The following is a 16,104-nucleotide window of genomic DNA, read 5'->3' on the forward strand; positions in this document are numbered from 1 at the left end:
TCGCTCGTGGACCTCGCCGCCAGGACGACGTCACTTCAGGGCGGGACTCGACACGAAGTGTCTCCAGATGACTTGAGCCTCGCCGGACGGGAGCTCGTGCGCGACCTGCTTGATGAAACTGGGTGGGCAGAATGGACCAGCATCGACTGTGCCGCGAACGGCCGCCCCGTCCTCCGCGGCCAGCCTGACGTCGGCGTCAGCATCTCGCACAGCCGCGGCTGGGTGATGGCAGGCATCGCGCGCGACGCCGACATCGGCGTGGATGTCGAGGTCATTAGCGCGGTATTCGACCAGCCTGCTCTCGAACGCATGGCCTGCTCGCTGACTGAGACCAAACATCTACAGGGCCGGAGCGGGCTCGCTCGGAGAGCCGCAATGGCGGACCTCTGGACGGAGAAGGAAGCCATCCTCAAAGCAGCCGGGGTCGGACTTGTCGTCGACCCGCGGCTGGCTAGCTCCTTGGGGGCGGAAGTGTTCCGTGTCGTTCCCGGGGAGACGGGAATTTCGGCGTGTATAGCCCTTCTCCATCGACGCGGTGACGATGACGGTGGGTCACGACGATGATTCGCGCTCCGCTCGCTTGGCGATCGCTAACGTGGTGTCATGACATCGCGCGAGGATGCACGCCGAGCGACCGAGTACCGTGTCACGAGGTCGGCCGAGAAGCTCTTCCTCCGGGACGGCTTTCGATCGACCACGATCCGAGGCATTGCGGCCGACGCCGGAGTGAGTGTCGGCACGGTGATGAAGGTCGGCGACAAGAGCGCCCTCCTCGTCTCGATGTTCGACAGATCGATCGATCGTCTGCACGCGCAGCCTCCGTTGCCCACCAAGCAACACGGCGCCCCGGGGAACGGAGCACCGATGGAGGAGCTTTACTCAGCACTCGAGCCGTTCCTCGACGTCTTCGCCAGTCAGATGGAACTATCGCGCGAGTACGCAGCGGCTCTCGTCAGCGGCGCGCACCACTCCGTGGTCTTCCAAGACCTTGCGGCTGTTCTCATCCGAAAGATCGAAGACATCCTCCGCCGAGGCGGGATGGACGAAGACCTCATCGTCGACGCCGCTCGCACGGTCTACCTGTCGTACCTCGGAGCCCTGTTCTTCTGGGCCGGACGAGGCTCGATCGAGCCCGAGGAAGCGCAAGAACTCCTGAAGTCGGCCTTGACGTTCGTATCGAGCGTCAAACTGCACGGCTGACATCCCGACCGAGACAGACCCGATCCGACCGTCAGTCGGACCATTTTCCCTGCTGCCTCCTTGCCCTCACCACGGCAGGGAGCGTCGACCCCCGGCTGCAGCTCGGGACCTTCAACGATTGCGAATCATGCGTAAAACGCCTCCAAAGAACCTCGGCAGACTCTTCGACTGGCACGCGTCGAACTCTTCCGCTACGACGATGGCCCTCGACCGACCTTTCGACATCGCGCCAGATGGCGGCCTAGAATTCGGCGCTGAGGCGCTGGCTGCGCTCGTCACAGATGCCTCCGCATGGCTCCATGCGGCCGGCGCCCGTCGCGGCGATTGCATCGCCGTGATCAAAGAGAACCACTTCGATGTCATCGTGCTGTCAGCAGCTGCTGCGCGCATCGGAGTGACCGCTGCAACCATCTCGGCCGCGAACCGCTCACAACACCTCTACGAACTCCTGACGAAGCTGCAACCAATCCTGACGCTGATCTCCGCGGCTGCACTCGACAGAGCCACCAGCGTCGGGGTCGACCTCACCGCCTTCGGCCGCGTCATCGTCATCGGCATCGGCGAGACGGAAGTCGTGGCAGTGAACATCACCAGGCTGGATGAGTTCCGTGGCGCACCCATTCCGCCGGCGAACATCAAACCGGACGACGAGATGATGATGATCACGCACACCTCGGGCACGACGGACACCCCCAAACTCGTCGTCCACAGCGCGGACTCGAACCGGGCGGGGACTCGACTGGAGCTCCTCCCGCTCCCGTTCGCGATCAACGGAAAAACCGACATTGCTCTGAGTTCGATCTCGTTCGCGCACTCCCGCGCGTACACATGGACCGCCGCCCAGTTCTATTGGGCGCCGAAACGTCTTGTCGTCGCAAGTAGTCATGCTGTCGCAGACGTGGAACGAGTCTTCGAACGTGAGCGGCCGACCACCGTGGAAGCGACTCCGAACGTATTCCAGCATTGGCTGCCGTTGGTGCGTCGACGGCCGGAAATTTTCAGACAGGTCCGGTACTACATGAACACGTTTGACCTCATGCATCCCTCGATCGCTCGGCCATTTCTCGAGGCGTCCGAACAGCCGAAGGTGCTGTGGGCGCACAGCTGGGGACAGAGTGAGACCGGGCCGATTGCCGGATCGCCCTACACCCTGCGAAAACTCGACAAGTTCGCAGGCACACACCAGGACAATATGAATGGTATGGGCTGGGCATGGCCGGGCCTCGTGCGCGCGAAAGTCGCGGACCCGAACACCGGGCGCACGGTCAAGCGTGGCGAGATCGGGGTGCTCCTCGTCAAGACGAAGTCTCTCTGCATTGACTACCTCGGTGAGAGCGACAGGCACGACGCGAAACGGTCAGGAACATGGTGGAACACGGGTGACGTGGGCTATAAGGACGCGCTCGGGCGGATCCATTTCCTCGACCGAGCAGTCGACGCGGTCCCAGGAGGCAGCGCAACGGAACTTGAAAGCCTCCTCCTCCAGCGGATACCCGGAGCGGTCGAGGTAATCGTGCTCACCCGCGGCGCTGGACGTCCGCAGCCTGTGGTCAGCACCGAATCGGGTGAGCTGGCCGAATCGGACTGGGCGTCGGCCACCGCAGATCTGATTGCCTTGGAGTCGCCCGTCGTTATCCCCTGGGAAGAACTCCCTCGGACGTCGACGTGGAAAATTTGCCGGAAAGAGCTGCGGGAAATCATTTTCGCGAGTCAACACGACGACACGGTTCTGGAGGAACGATTCACATGATCGAGATCTCATCGACGGAGCCGCTCGACAACGCGGACCGCACCCTTATCGCGGACCCCTACACCGCCGCACTTCGAGGCACGCTCGCCGCGATACCTTACAACAGCGCGACTGCGTTCCACGCTCACGCTGGGGAGACGGCCACCCCGCCCGGGATGGGGGCAGCCTGCATCCTCCAGACACATGACGTGGCGCGGAGAGCAGAAGCTGCTGGCGCACCACCAGCTACCTTCCTCCAAGACGAACGTCACGTCGCGGCGGTGTTCCACGACGACGACGGGATCGTCGTCCTCGACCCGTACATCTTGCATGTGGAACCCATTCGGTTCTCGGCGGCTTCGATCTCCGCGGGTTTCGCGACCACCGCGGTGGACGCAGTACCGGTCCGACGGGATCGGAACGGCGAGCTCCGGCCGGCACGTCTCTCGGCGACATTCAAGAGGTCGCCCGGCGGCTACGTGATCAGGCTCTCCTACTCGAAGTTCAGCCCCACCAAAGACCAGTACGTACTCAGCCGTCATTTCTCTCTCCGATCGGACAGCATCTTCGGCCTCAGCGCCTTCACGAAAGACATGAGCGCCCTCCTGACGGACCCGGAACAGACGAGTGTGTCGATCCGAGCGGTACTCCCGGAACAAGGTCGAACAGCAGAGGCGATCCTGCCTCTGCACGGTTTCGCGGAACGCGACTTCACAGAATCCGACGTCTGGCTGCGAGATGCCCAAGGAAGGATGAGCAGCAACCATCGTGGATCCGAGGTGTGGCGGGACCTCGAGGAAGCCACCGGGGAGACCCCGGAGAACATCACGGCTTACCTGCTCACGGCGGCGACGATCTACGGACAGATCGCGGACCGCACTCGGGATGTAGCCGAGTACTCGGTGGTCAACGAATGAAGCAACCGAGGCGCGTCTTCGTCGCCGGTACGATCCAAGGTGCCAACCGCGGGGTGCAGATGGAAGGCCAGGGCTACCGGACGAGGATCTCCGAGCTCTTCAAGGCGGCGTTCCCCGACACGGAGTGCTTCGATCCGAGCGCCGAGGTGCTTGACCAGCTGAGCGTCCCATCCACTGCTCAACTAATTCAGACGATTGCAATCGAGTCTCCCCCGATCCTACAGACGACACAGTTGCCGTCTCCGCTGCGGGCACTTCGGAAAACCTTCGTCGACACGACGCAGAGTGTCGAGAGCTTTGACCTCTGTGTGGCCTACCTACCTGGCCACATGCCGAGTATGGGAACGGCGATGGAAATGTACGCTGCGCATCGCAGCGGTGTGCCGATCGTGACGATTACGGACATGGTGGGCAACCTGGCGATCGCGTCGGTCTCCGACTGGATCGTCGCAGACCTGCACTCCTTCGAAACATGGCTCGCCGACATGGTGGCGGTGCTCGAGACGGAAAGCAGGGCCCAGTGAGAGCCGTCCAACGAGTCGTGCTCATTGGAGCAGGGCCGAGAGGACTTGCAGTTCTCGAGCGGATTTGCGCTAACGCGCGCGGAAAGGGTCGGGCGTACGAGGTCTTCCTCGTGGATCCAGCTGAGCCGGGAGCGGGCGCGGTTTGGCGTCGTGACCAATCCGGCGTACTCCTGATGAACACCGTCGCAAGCCAGGTTTCGGTGTTCCCCGATGACAGTGTCTCCATGGAAGGGCCGGTCGAACCGGGGCCGTCTCTCTACGAATGGGTTTCGACGGCCGCGTTGCATGAGCTTGGTCGGCGGGAGGAGGTTGCTCAGATAGGGCCCGACGACTATCCGTCGAGACGGCTCTACGGAGACTACCTGGAATTCGCGTTCCGATCTGTTCGGGACCGGGCGCCGTCGAACGTGCGTATCGAGACGGTCACTGACGTAGTCGACCGGCTGCAGCCTGTTGACGCCCTCGGGTTGCGGCACCATGTGATCCTCAGCAGCGGAGGGACCATCCGCGCCGCGGACTACATCGTCATGTCCCTCGGACACAGCGAAGTCGAGCCGAGCGCGTCGGACAGGCGCAACGCCGCGTGTGCCCGGACCGGGGGCGGTGTGTTCTTGCACCCTATGAACCCGGCCGACGCGGACCTCGACGGCATCCCGGCGGGGGAAGACGTAATCGTGCGAGGTCTCGGACTGAACTTCTTCGATCACATGGCGCTCCTCACCCTCGGACGAGGAGGGAGGTTCGTCCGCGATGGTGATGACGGCCCACTGCGGTACCGCGCCTCCGGCGCCGAACCGGTACTGCACGTCGGTTCTCGGCGTGGCATCCCGCATCACTCTCGTGGGCGGAACGAGAAGGGAGCCACCGGTCGAGCGCCGGCCAGACTGTTGAATGCCGCCCGCATCGAGGCGCTTCGCCGGAAGCATCTGCACAGTCCGTTGAGGTTCCGGAGTGACGTCTGGCCGCTCATTGCAAGGGACGTCGAGTGCACCTACTACGAAATGTTCCTGACGGAGGAGCCTGCGAGGAAGGACTTCACGCGCCGTTACCTCCACGGCGAGGAATCGGCGCTCGCCGGAATCCGTCACGCATTCGCGCTCGACGGCGTACCGACCTGGGATTGGGAGCTGCTCGCGAAACCGTGGCGCGGGATCGTCTTCCGATCCGCGGCGGATTACCGGTCGTGGGCGCGGGAGTACCTGGCCGCCGACGTCGAGCAGGCTCGCCTCGGAAATGTCTCGGGCCCACTCAAATCCGCTCTCGACCTTCTTCGTGACCTGAGAAATGAGATCCGCGCGGTGATCGACCATGGCGGGATCGAGGGCCGATCGTACCGAGAGGAGGTCGACCAGTGGTACACGCCGCTGAACGCGTTCCTCTCGATCGGTCCACCGGAACGGCGGATAGAAGAACTTGTCGCCCTCATGGATGCCGATGTCGTCAGCCTCCTCGGCCCGGGGATGACGGTCGACCCGCGAGGCGATCGGTTCGAGGCGTCCTCGGCTGCGTTCCCAGAGGACTCGGTCTCCGCGAGGCATCTCATCGAAGCGCGCCTGCCGGCCGTCAATGCACATGCGTCCCGGAACCCACTGATCACCTCGATGCTGAGCGACGGTTTGGTCTCGCTGCATTTCCATCGGGCTGAAGACGGGATGATGGAGTCTGGAGCGGTAGCGGTCGCCCCCCGGCCGTATAACGTGCTGAACCAAAGGCATCCGAGTGGACATCCGCGGCTCTTCCTCTACGGTGTCCCGACGGAGGCAGTGCACTGGGTGACCGCTGCGGGTGCGCGCCCGGGTGTCGACTCGATCACCTTCCGGGATGCCGATGCCATCGCCCGTGCGGTACTCGCCGAGGCCCAGACAGGAGAATCTGATGAAGACGACCAGGAGGCGCGGATGATGTCAATTCCGCCGAGTTCGCATTCCGATAGCGGTCTGCTCTCGCCGGTTCGCGCGGGGACCGTCGTCGAGGGCCTGCTCTCTGACGAAGCCTGGATCAGCGCGATGGTTCGCGCAGAAGCAGCGCTTGCACGCGCGCAGGGGAAACTCGGTCTCATTCCTGCGGGAGCCGCCGAAGCGATAACCCGAGCGTCGGAACACCATGCGATCGAAGCGAGGACGATCGCCCTCGCTTCCCGGAAGACCGCGAACCCTGTGGTAGCGGTGATCGGGGAACTGCGAGACGCCGTGCAGGCAGTCGACCCGAGCGCCGCAGTGTATGTGCACCGCGGGTCGACGAGCCAAGACATCTTCGACACGGCGTTGATGATGGTCGCGCAAGCAGCCCTGCGGGAGATCGACGCCTCCCTGCGACTCGTATCCTGCAGACTGGGAGCGATGGCCTCTGCCCATGGCCGGACGCTGCAGGCAGCGCGGACGCTCGGCGGCCACGCCGTCCCGACCACGTTCGGGTTAAAGGCCGCGACGTGGAAACGCTACGTCGACGACGCTCAAGAGCGGGTAACGTCGTTGCTTTCCGGAGGGGGCCTCCCCGTCTCCGTCGGGGGAGCTGGGGGAACAGCCGCGGGATATATTGAAGCGGCCAGGCTCGTCGGTGGTGGGGAGGAGCTGGACGCCCGCCAGGTCCTCGCCCGGATTGCAACGGCGTTTGCGGCAGAGACCGGCCTCGCGGCTCCACCGATGCCCTGGCATGCGGCGCCGACCCCGATGGCGGACGTCGCTTCTGCATGTGCCATCGTCACCGCTGCAGTGGGCAAGATCGCCGTCGACGTCCTCACACTCAGCCGTACGGAGATCGGTGAGCTCGCCGAGAGCGCCGACGGTGATACCGGCGTCTCGTCTGCGATGCCTCAGAAACGCAATCCCGTCCTCGCTACGATGATCCGCAGCGCTTCGTTGCAGGTCCCCGCTCTGACTAGCGGCATCTATGCGTGTTTGATGCCGATGGACGAGCGCGACGGAGGAGCGTGGCACGCCCAGTGGATGCTCCTCCGTGAATGTCTTCGTCTGACGGGGGGAGCGGCAGCCACGGCCGAAGAACTGGTCGCCACACTCCGCATCAATGTTCAGGCGATGCTCCACAACGTGAAGGCGACCGGCCCCCTCCTGGTGTCCGAACGCATCGTGATCGTGCTCTCGGCACGCCTGGGCAGCGAGCGTTCACGATCTGTCGTCGCTGATGCGATCTCGACGGCGGCGCGGAGCAACGAGGACATCCTGACGGTCCTCAGTAGAGATGCGCACGTTCGGGCGGCGTTCAGCCGTGACGAACTCATGGCGATGGCCGACCCCTGTGACTACCTCGGCATCGCGGGCACTGACTGGCCGGCCGACGACCGGTCGGCAAGCGTTCCCGTCGGCAGCGAATGACCCGCGACGACAGCCCACGTCACCTCGCGTCGTCCGCCAGGAGGCCAGCTAAGTAGGTGCGAATTACCGCTCCGGCGTCCACGGGCGCAGCACGAGAAGTGCTATACATCAGCACGGCATCGACGACTGCGACGAGGTCGGGTGCTGCGGACGTTGCGTTCGTAATCCCCAAGGCCTTAAGGAGCGATTCCGCTGCCAGCAGCAGGGGGACGCGGACGGGGGCGCCCACAGTGAGCGCGCGTCGGAGCTCGTCATCGTGGCGAAGTTCGAACAGTAGCCCGAAACGTGCGGCCTGCGCATCATCTCGGCTTGCGAGTAAGTGGAGGAACACCTGCACAACCTCGGCGCCGCCTTGCGCATCGAGCACTGTCGGTAGGCGGAGCCCAGCCAGATCTTCCGTGGTGTACTCGGCGAGGCGGTCGACGATAAGCGCGAGGAGCTGTCTCCTCGTCCTCGCGTAGTAGGACGTCGAACCTACCGGCAAACCGGACTGCTCGTCGACGCTGCGATGGGTGAGCTTGCGGATACCGTCGCGGGCTATGACCGTCACCCCGGCGTCCCCTATCCGACGTCGACGTTCGGAGGTCATCGTCGTTGCCCGTCTCGGTCCCATGGTCTAGTATTCTAGATACTCTACAGCCGTAGAGCCATGATCTGGGGGTAAGAATGCGTGTAGTGATCGTCGGCGGCGGAATCTCCGGGAATGCAATTAAACGAGCTGTCGAGAAGCGAGGGGCGGAAGCATTGATGCTCTCGCGCAAGAGCGGGTTCGATGTTCTGAAAGACGACGCGGCGAAGCGTCTCGAGGCCACCGGTGCCGACGCGGTCGTCGAAGCGGCTGGACATTTCACGATGAGCAGCAAGGTCGCGAAGAAATTCTTCACCCAGTCCACGAAGGTCGTGTCAGCGGCATCACGCGCAATGGGCGCCCGCCATGTGTTGCTCTCCATCGTCAACTGTGGACTCCCTATCGTGCAGGGCTACGGGTACTTCGCCGGCAAGACCGCCCAGGAGAAGCTCGCTCGCAAGACGAGTGAGCACCTGACGATCGTCCGCTCCACACAGTGGTACGAGTTCGCCGGTCAAAACCTTGAGCGGATGAAGCTCGGACCGATCGCACTGGTGCCCGGTATGACCATCGCGCCGGTCTCCCTCGACGCCGTGGCAGATCTCGTCGCCGAATGCGCCCTCGGCCTCCGCGCTCAGGGTGAGTACGACATCACAGGCCCCGAGACGACGACGCTTTGGGACATGACGAAGGCGCTCCCGAACAAGACGGTCAAGCCACTCCCGATGCCCATCCCTGGTGGCCTGGGCAGGGCCTTCCGAGATGGAACGCTTGTCCCCGGTGCCGACGCGGAAGTGGTCGGTCCGACGTTTTCGGCCTGGCTTCGTTCGGCAGCAACGACTCAGAGCGGGAAATAGCCGGACGAGCTGTCGAACCAGTCGACGGTCGGTGCGCCTCGCGCCACCCGGGTTGAGGGCCGCTTGACTGGCACCTCCTCCCTGAACCCGAGTCAACTGCAAGGAGCGCCGGATCAGCCGCCGCCACGGGCAGGAGAAGCGACCCCCGAGACGATTTGATGGAAGCTGCACGTTGCAGCGGTACGACGATGCAGGTCATTGCCGGCGAGTACGAGGTGAACCGCGCTCGCGTCCAACAGATCCTCTCGAGGTGGGGTATCGAAGGGACCGACCACCGACGGCGACGACAAAGCGCCCTCGGACGCCTCACCCCGATCGAGTTTGAGATGATCGACACCGCCGCACTCGCGGCAAAGAACGAACCAACGAAACCCTCAGCAGACCCCCGCCTCCGCCACGAACAACGCACCCGCAACTACCGCGACGCCGACCTCGCCGCGGGCACAAAAACCAAAGACACCATTATATTTTTCGCGCCCTCAGCCTCGACTCTTCCCCCACCTCTGCCGACCTTGACGCAGAGAAGCTTTGAGGCCGAGGTGCCGGGTCGAAGGTCGGGCGGCCGAGGAATCGCCCCGGCGAGGACCTGGCCGCGCGGACGACGGAGGGCCGCCCACCGGGGTGGACGGCCCTCGACGTCGGGGGCTACTGCGCGGTCGGAGCGTCGACGCCGGGCTCGGCGGACTGGGTGGGGAGGGTCTGCGCGGGGTCGGTCGTAGGGGTGCGGGTCGGCGTCGAGGTGAGCGAAGGAGTGAGCGTCGAGTAGGCCTCGAGGGCGTTGGTCAGCACGGGGACGAGGAGTTCCTTGCCCTGCTCGGACCCGTACTGGAAGTAGACGGGGAGGAGGCCGCCCGGGATGGTGTCGATACCCTCCATCTGGACCGCCTCGGTGCTGTCGGGGCGGACCTCAGTCCGACCGGGTACGGCGTCCACGGTGTCGCTCGTGCGGCCCGCAGAGCCCTCGAACTGCACCTCGACGCTCAATACCTCAGCGGTGGAATTGATGAGCGTTACGATCAGCGTGCCGGCTTCGCCGTCGTCCGAGACGATCATCGCGTTGCGGATGGCGAGGTCGCCGATCGTCGCACCCACGCCGTCACTCGGGTCGTAAATCTTGCGCGTCGCCTGCGGGGCGACGAGGTTGCAGCCGGCGGTAGCGAGGGCGACACCGACCGCGAGAACGACGGATGCAGCGATACGCGCCTTCACAGGAACCTCCAGATCGTCGGCCCCGAACGCCCCGGACAGGGCGACTTCACTGTGCACGAGCCGATATCAGGCTAGCGTAGCGAGCGCTACGGCTCCGCCCGTCCGGAACTCCCGTCCCCTCGGCGCGCATGATATTCTTTCCGCCGCTGAAAGGACGTCGCATGCAGTTCGAGGTCGGGGAGACGGTCGTCTATCCCCATCACGGGGCCGCCACGATCGCCGAGGTGAAGACCCGCACGATCAAGGGCCAGGAGAAGACGTACCTGAAGCTCCGAGTCGCCCAGGGCGACCTCGTCATCGAAGTGCCAGCCGACAACGTCGACCTGGTGGGTGTGCGCGACGTCATCGGCCGCGAGGGCGTCGACCGCGTGTTCGAGGTACTGCGCGCCGAGGTAGTCGAGGAGCCGACCAACTGGTCGCGCCGCTACAAGGCCAACCTCGAGAAGCTCGGCTCGGGCGATGTCGTCAAGGTCTCCGAGGTCGTCCGCGACCTCACCCGCCGCGATCGCGAGCGCGGGCTCTCGGCGGGGGAGAAGAGCATGCTCGTCAAGGCGCGCCAGATCCTCGTCTCCGAGCTCGCCCTAGCCGAGAAGACCGACGAGGACGCCGCCTCCGTGCTCCTCGACGAGGTCCTCGCATCCTGAGCGCGCCCGCCGTCGCGCCGACCGCGGCCGTCGTCGTCGTCGCCGCCGGCAGCGGCACGAGGCTCGGACGCGAGCGCCCCAAGGCCTACATCGACTGCGCGGGGACGACGATCCTCGAGCGCAGCCTGCGCACGGTGCTGCTGCTCGCTGAGCCCGTCCAGATCGTCGTCGTCGCGCCCGCCGCTCTCCTCGAGGAGACGGCCGTACTGGCGCGAGCCGCCGGCGCCGCGGACGGCTCCGTCAGCGTCGTCGCAGGAGGCGCCAGCCGTCAGGAGTCGGTCGCGCGGGGCCTGCGGGTGCTCGACCCGGCCGTCGAGACGGTGCTCGTGCACGACGCCGCCCGCGCTCTCACGCCCGTCGACCAATTCGAGCGGGTGATCGCGGCGGTCCGGGCGACGGGCGGCGGAGTGATCCCGGGCCTGCCGGTCACCGACACGATCAAGCGCATCCGGGCCAACGGCGGGATCCTCGGCACAGTGGACCGCTCGGAGCTCGCCGCGGTCCAGACGCCGCAGGGCTTCCCTCGCCTGCTGCTCGACGAGGCCTACGCCTCGGCGGAGGAGGAGTTCACTGACGACGCGGCGCTCCTCGCCTCGCGCGGCGGTCCCTCGGTCGTCGTCGCTGGCGATCCGCTCGCCTTCAAGATCACCACCCCCTGGGACCTGGCCCGTGCGGAGCAGATGCTCGCGCCGCCTCCCTCCGTCGTCGTGCCGCGCGTCGGCATCGGTACCGACGTGCACGCGTTCGATGACACGTCACCGCTCTGGCTCGCCGGGCTGCACTGGCCGGGGGAGCGGGGCCTGTCCGGGCACAGCGACGGCGACCCGGTCGCCCACGCGATCTGCGACGCGCTCCTGGCCGCTGCAGGTCTTGGCGACATCGGCTCCCGCTTCGGCACGGCCGACCCGCGCTTCGCGGACGCCCACGGCGAGGTCTTCCTTCGCGCCACCCGCGAGCTGGTCGAGGCCGCCGGCTTCGCCATCGGCAACGTCTCGGTGCAGCTCATCGGCAACCGCCCAACGTTCTCGCCGCGGCGCGAGGAAGCCCAGAGGCTGCTCTCGGAGCTGCTCGGCGCACCGGTCAGCGTCGCCGCCACCACCTCGGACGCGCTGGGCTTCACCGGACGAGGCGAGGGGGTCGCCGCGACCGCGACGGCACTCGTCCTCCCCAGCGCCGCGATTGCCCGGTAGTCCCCAGGTAGTGCCGCCGACCCGGCCCGGAGTCGCCCTCCCGGTAAACTCGCCCGCGTGACTCTGCGATTGCATGACTCAAAGGCCCAGGCCCTCGTCGATTTCGTCCCCCTCCGCGCGAACGAGGTCGGAATGTACGTCTGCGGACCCACCGTGCAGTCCTCGCCCCACATTGGCCACCTGCGCTCAGCTCTCGCCTACGATCAGCTGCGCCGCTGGCTCGCCTACCGCGGCTACCGGGTCACCCTGGTGCGCAACGTCACCGATATCGACGACAAGATCCTCGCCATCGCCGAGGAGGCGCGGCGTCGCGCCCCGGCGGATGACCCGTTCGAGCAGTGGTGGGCGCTCGCCTACCGGGTTGAACTCGAATTCACCGCCGCATACACGGCCCTCGGCATCCTCCCGCCCACCTACGAGCCGCGCGCGACCGCGAGCATCGCCGAGATGATCACCCTCATCCAGACGCTGATCGAGCGCGGCCACGCCTACCCGGCGCCCGACGACTCCGGCGACGTCTACTTCGACACCCGCTCCTGGCCCGACTACGGAGCGCTCACCCACCAGCGGCTCGAGAGTATGGAGGCGGCCACCGACGCCGACCCGCGTGGCAAGCGTGACCCGCACGACTTCGCCCTGTGGAAGGGCGCGAAGCCGGACGAGCCCGAGTCGGCCGCCTGGGCCTCGCCGTGGGGAGTGGGCCGCCCCGGCTGGCACATCGAGTGCTCGGCAATGTCCACGAAGTACCTCGGCACGCAGTTCGACATCCACGGCGGTGGCCTCGACCTGCGCTTTCCGCACCACGAGAACGAACTCGCCCAGTCCAGCGCTGCCGGCCACGCCTTCGCGAGCTACTGGCTGCACAACGGGCTGGTGTCCGTCACCGGCCAGAAGATGAGCAAGTCGCTCGGCAACTCCGTATACGCCTCCGAGCTGCTCGACGCCGCTCGCCCGCTCGTCGTCCGCTATTACCTCGGCTCGGCCCACTACCGCTCCACCCTCGAGTTCCACGACGGGGCGCTCGAGGAGGCCGAGGCGGCGCTGGAGCGGATCGAGGGCTTCCTCGACCGCTCCCGCCGACGACTGGACGGTACGCGATTCGCCGCACTCGGCGAGCCGGTGGTGCCGGAGGAGTTCGCCGAGGCGATGGACGACGACCTCTCCGTCCCGCAGGCCATCGGCGTCCTACACGACACCGTCCGAGCCGGCAACGCCGCCCTCGACGCCGAGGACCTCGGCTCCGTGTCAGCCCTCCGCACCCAGGTGCTGGCGATGGCGACCGTGCTCGGCATCGACCCCGAGGCGCCCGAGTGGGCGCGCTCCGACGACGAACCCTCCTACCGCGCGCTCAGCGTGCTGGTTGACCGCCTGGTCGCCGAACGCCAGACCGCGCGTGAGCAGCGCGACTGGGCGAGCGCCGACCGCATCCGAACCGATCTCGCCGCGGCGGGAATCACGATCGAAGACACCCAGACGGGTGCGCATTGGAGTCTCGATGGCGAATAAGCCCGGCCGCCCCGGAGCGGTCCGAAAGAAGAGCAAGGGCAAGGCCGTCGGATCCGGCGGTCAGGGCAGGCAAGCCCTCGAGGGTAAGAAGCCCACGCCCAAGGCCGAGGACCGGCCGTACCACCCCGCCGGTAAGGCGAAGCTCGCACGCGAGCGTTTCGTCGCCGCCGGCGGCAAGGGTCGGCCCGGCGGAGCGCTCTCGGCGGCTGCCCGCGGACAGGGGCGCCCGGCTCCCTCGCGCAGGCCCAAGAGCGGCGACGAGTCCGAGATGGTGACCGGCCGCAACTCGGTCCTTGAGGCACTGCGCGCCAGCATCCCAGCGTCGACCCTGTACCTGGCGACCCGCATCGAGATGGACGACCGGGTCAAGGAGGCGCTCAAGATCGCGACCGCCCGCGGCCTGCCCGTTCTCGAGGTCATGCGCCCCGAACTCGACCGTCTGGCCGGCCCGGACTCGGTGCACCAGGGCCTCGTACTCAAGGTGCCGCCCTACGAGTACGCGCACCCGAGCGACCTGCTCGAGCGCAGCATCTCCCGCGGAGCCGTCCCCCTCTTCGTCGCTCTCGACGGGATCACCGACCCGCGGAACCTCGGAGCGATCATCCGCTCCGTCGCCGCGTTCGGCGGACAGGGCGTCATCGTTCCGCAGCGGCGCTCGGTCGGTCTGAATTCGGCCGCTTGGAAGACCTCGGCGGGTGCCGCGGCGCGCGTCCCGGTGGCGATGGCCTCGAACCTCACTGCGACGATTAAGGACTTCAAGCGCGACGGTGTCTTCGTCATCGGCCTCGACGGTGACGGCGACGTGTCGCTCCCCGGCCTCGAACTGGCCGACCGTCCGCTGCTCGTCGTCGTCGGCAGCGAGGGCAAAGGCCTGTCCCGCCTCGTCACCGAGCAGTGTGACGCTGTCGTCTCCATCCCGATCAGCTCCACCACGGAATCACTCAACGCCGGTATCGCCGCGTCCGTGACGCTCTACGAGGTGTGGAAGCTGCGCGCCGCGTCCGAGTAAGCGCCGACCCGCTCGGCGGGCGAGGACCCGGACGCGAGAGGGCCCGTGCTGCACAGCACGGGCCCTCTCGCAGTGGCGGGTGTCAGACGTTCTTGGTCCAGTCGACATCGGCGTCCTCGTCGGTGAGCTCGGCATCACCGGCGGAGTCGAGGACGAGATTTGGCAGCGTCAACGCCTCGGTGGGAGGCGCGATGACGGTCGCCTCGTCGCGGCGGTGGCGCAGGATGTCGTTCACGTAGGCGGTGACCGCCTCCGCCAGCGGGACATCGCGCGCCTGCTGCTGTGACATGAACCAGCGGTGCTCGAGCAGCTGGTGGAACATTTCGGCCGGCTCCAGCCGCCCCTTCAGATCCCGCGGAATTGAGCGGATGACCGGCTCGAACACCTGCGCCAGCCACTCGTGCGCCACCATCTCCTCGTCCAGATCCTGCTTGTCGTATGTCGCCGTGTACGAATCGAGGTCGTTCAGGAGTCGTCGCGCCTGGTTCTCCTGCGCATCCAGCCCGGTGAGGCGGAGCAACCGCCGCTGATGGTGGCCCGCATCGACGACCTTCGGCTGAATCCGCACCGTCGAGCCGGCCTCGTCGGTCTTAATCGCCAGTTCCTCGATGTCAAAGCCGAGATCGTTCAGCCGGTTCACGCGGTCGTTGATCCGCCAGCGCTCCGAGGTCGCGAACGACTCGGCACCCGTCAGTTCCTCCCACAGGCTCCGGTACGCCGCGACGATGCCGTCGGACACGGTGATCGGATCGAGGTCGTCGTCGATGCGCCCGCCCGCTTCGAGGTCGAGCAGCTCGCCTGCGATATTGACCCGCGCAATCTCGAGATCGTTCTCGCGCTGACCGTTCGAGAGGCCGCCCGAGTAGAGCTGACCGGTCTCCGCGTCCACCAGGTACGCCGCGAACGCGCCCGCGTCCCTCCGGAACAGGGTGTTCGAGAGCGAGACGTCGCCCCAGAAGAAGCCGATCACATGCAGGCGCACCAGGAGCAGCGCCAGTGCGTCCACGAGCCGGGTCGCGGTGTCGGGGCGCAGCGTCTGTGAGAAGAGCGCCCGATACGGGAGCGAGAACTTGAGGTGCCGGGTGACCAGCACCGCGGGCAGGGCGTCACCCTCGTCGTCCGTGCGGTTCGTGATCACCGCGCCGGGCTCGACGCACGGCACGTCGAGGCGCTGCAGGGTCTTGAGCATCTCGTACTCGCGGCGCGACATCTCGGCGGTCGTCTCTTTCACGGCGACGACATGCCCGGAGAGGTGAGCGAAACGGACGGTGTGCCGCGAGATGCCCTTGGGCAGAGCCGCGATGTACTCGTCGGGCCAGTCGTCGAGCCGCAGGTTCCACGGCAGATCGAGTAGGGCAGGGTCGATGGTGGCCGAGGTGATGTTCAGGGAGCCGGACATGGTTCGCCGTTCGTGTCAGG

Annotated in this window: 14 protein-coding genes; 11 read left to right on the forward strand and 3 right to left on the reverse strand. The window is 66.3% G+C overall.

The window, feature by feature from the left end; translation table 11 throughout:
• The first annotated feature begins 6 nt into the window (after nucleotides 1-6).
• From C1O28_RS02610 to C1O28_RS15370, 6 genes are all read left to right on the forward strand, one after another.
• A complete protein-coding gene (locus tag C1O28_RS02610; protein ID WP_127821420.1) occupies nucleotides 7-564 on the forward strand; it encodes a 4'-phosphopantetheinyl transferase family protein in 558 nt (185 codons plus the stop codon).
• 39 nt (nucleotides 565-603) lie between these two features.
• Nucleotides 604-1,200 (forward strand): TetR/AcrR family transcriptional regulator, encoded by a 597-nt coding sequence (locus C1O28_RS02615; RefSeq protein WP_097167538.1) that lies wholly within the window; start codon nucleotides 604-606, stop codon nucleotides 1,198-1,200.
• 199 nt (nucleotides 1,201-1,399) lie between these two features.
• Nucleotides 1,400-2,950: an AMP-binding protein gene (locus C1O28_RS02620; RefSeq protein ID WP_160487578.1), complete on the forward strand. Its 1,551-nt coding sequence runs from the start codon at nucleotides 1,400-1,402 to the stop codon at nucleotides 2,948-2,950.
• The gene (locus C1O28_RS02625; RefSeq protein WP_097167540.1) at nucleotides 2,947-3,846 is read left to right on the forward strand and encodes a hypothetical protein; all 900 of its coding nucleotides are present in this window, start codon (nucleotides 2,947-2,949) and stop codon (nucleotides 3,844-3,846) included. The genes C1O28_RS02620 and C1O28_RS02625 overlap by 4 nt, the downstream gene beginning before the upstream one ends.
• On the forward strand, nucleotides 3,843-4,370 hold the full coding sequence (locus C1O28_RS02630; protein WP_097167541.1) for a hypothetical protein: 528 nt from the start codon (nucleotides 3,843-3,845) through the stop codon (nucleotides 4,368-4,370). The genes C1O28_RS02625 and C1O28_RS02630 overlap by 4 nt, the downstream gene beginning before the upstream one ends.
• A complete protein-coding gene (locus tag C1O28_RS15370; RefSeq protein WP_097167542.1) occupies nucleotides 4,319-7,702 on the forward strand; it encodes an FAD/NAD(P)-binding protein in 3,384 nt (1,127 codons plus the stop codon). Before C1O28_RS02630 ends, C1O28_RS15370 begins: the two co-directional genes overlap by 52 nt.
• A 19-nt stretch (nucleotides 7,703-7,721) precedes the next feature.
• Here C1O28_RS15370 and C1O28_RS02640 read toward each other — a convergent pair whose 3' ends face one another.
• Nucleotides 7,722-8,252 (reverse strand): TetR/AcrR family transcriptional regulator, encoded by a 531-nt coding sequence (locus C1O28_RS02640; protein WP_202129653.1) that lies wholly within the window; start codon nucleotides 8,250-8,252, stop codon nucleotides 7,722-7,724.
• A gap of 125 nt (nucleotides 8,253-8,377) precedes the next feature.
• Here C1O28_RS02640 and C1O28_RS02645 point away from each other — a divergent pair, with 125 nt between their 5' ends.
• Entirely contained in the window at nucleotides 8,378-9,127 is a 750-nt protein-coding gene (locus C1O28_RS02645; RefSeq protein ID WP_202129654.1) for an SDR family oxidoreductase, read from the forward strand.
• Between the two features lie 645 nt (nucleotides 9,128-9,772).
• Here C1O28_RS02645 and C1O28_RS02650 read toward each other — a convergent pair.
• Nucleotides 9,773-10,393, reverse strand: coding sequence for a hypothetical protein (locus C1O28_RS02650; RefSeq protein WP_104338192.1), 621 nt, complete (start codon nucleotides 10,391-10,393; stop codon nucleotides 9,773-9,775).
• A gap of 104 nt (nucleotides 10,394-10,497) precedes the next feature.
• Here C1O28_RS02650 and C1O28_RS02655 point away from each other — a divergent pair, with 104 nt between their 5' ends.
• From C1O28_RS02655 to rlmB, 4 genes are read left to right on the forward strand one after another with little or no spacing between them, the layout of a single operon-like run.
• Nucleotides 10,498-10,980, forward strand: a complete 483-nt coding sequence (locus C1O28_RS02655) for a CarD family transcriptional regulator (protein WP_097167546.1) — start codon at nucleotides 10,498-10,500, stop codon at nucleotides 10,978-10,980.
• Nucleotides 10,974-12,170, forward strand: a complete 1,197-nt coding sequence (ispD, locus tag C1O28_RS02660; RefSeq protein WP_181025742.1) for a 2-C-methyl-D-erythritol 4-phosphate cytidylyltransferase — start codon at nucleotides 10,974-10,976, stop codon at nucleotides 12,168-12,170. The genes C1O28_RS02655 and ispD overlap by 7 nt, the downstream gene beginning before the upstream one ends.
• 57 nt (nucleotides 12,171-12,227) lie before the next feature.
• The gene (cysS, locus tag C1O28_RS02665) at nucleotides 12,228-13,676 is read left to right on the forward strand and encodes a cysteine--tRNA ligase (RefSeq protein WP_097167547.1); all 1,449 of its coding nucleotides are present in this window, start codon (nucleotides 12,228-12,230) and stop codon (nucleotides 13,674-13,676) included.
• Entirely contained in the window at nucleotides 13,666-14,685 is a 1,020-nt protein-coding gene (gene rlmB / locus C1O28_RS02670) for a 23S rRNA (guanosine(2251)-2'-O)-methyltransferase RlmB (protein WP_097167548.1), read from the forward strand. Before cysS ends, rlmB begins: the two co-directional genes overlap by 11 nt.
• Nucleotides 14,686-14,767: 82 nt before the next feature.
• Here the strand turns inward: rlmB and C1O28_RS02675 are convergent, their stop codons facing one another.
• The gene (locus C1O28_RS02675; protein ID WP_097167549.1) at nucleotides 14,768-16,084 is read right to left on the reverse strand and encodes a DUF4032 domain-containing protein; all 1,317 of its coding nucleotides are present in this window, start codon (nucleotides 16,082-16,084) and stop codon (nucleotides 14,768-14,770) included.
• Between the last annotated feature and the right edge of the window lie 20 nt (nucleotides 16,085-16,104).

This window comes from Rathayibacter rathayi, assembly GCF_004011095.1.
Lineage (GTDB): Bacteria > Actinomycetota > Actinomycetes > Actinomycetales > Microbacteriaceae > Rathayibacter > Rathayibacter rathayi.

Excerpts from the sequence above, each read along its gene's own strand:
- C1O28_RS15370 (WP_097167542.1), top strand. The coding sequence starts at position 4,319 with ATGGCTCGCCGACATGGTGGCGGTGCTCGAGACGGAAAGCAGGGCCCA.
- C1O28_RS02625 (WP_097167540.1), top strand. The coding sequence starts at position 2,947 with ATGATCGAGATCTCATCGACGGAGCCGCTCGACAACGCGGACCGCACC.
- C1O28_RS02630 (WP_097167541.1), top strand. The coding sequence starts at position 3,843 with ATGAAGCAACCGAGGCGCGTCTTCGTCGCCGGTACGATCCAAGGTGCC.
- C1O28_RS02620 (WP_160487578.1), top strand. The coding sequence starts at position 1,400 with ATGGCCCTCGACCGACCTTTCGACATCGCGCCAGATGGCGGCCTAGAA.
- rlmB (WP_097167548.1), top strand. The coding sequence starts at position 13,666 with ATGGCGAATAAGCCCGGCCGCCCCGGAGCGGTCCGAAAGAAGAGCAAG.
- C1O28_RS02675 (WP_097167549.1), bottom strand. The coding sequence starts at position 16,084 with ATGTCCGGCTCCCTGAACATCACCTCGGCCACCATCGACCCTGCCCTA.
- C1O28_RS02655 (WP_097167546.1), top strand. The coding sequence starts at position 10,498 with ATGCAGTTCGAGGTCGGGGAGACGGTCGTCTATCCCCATCACGGGGCC.
- C1O28_RS02615 (WP_097167538.1), top strand. The coding sequence starts at position 604 with ATGACATCGCGCGAGGATGCACGCCGAGCGACCGAGTACCGTGTCACG.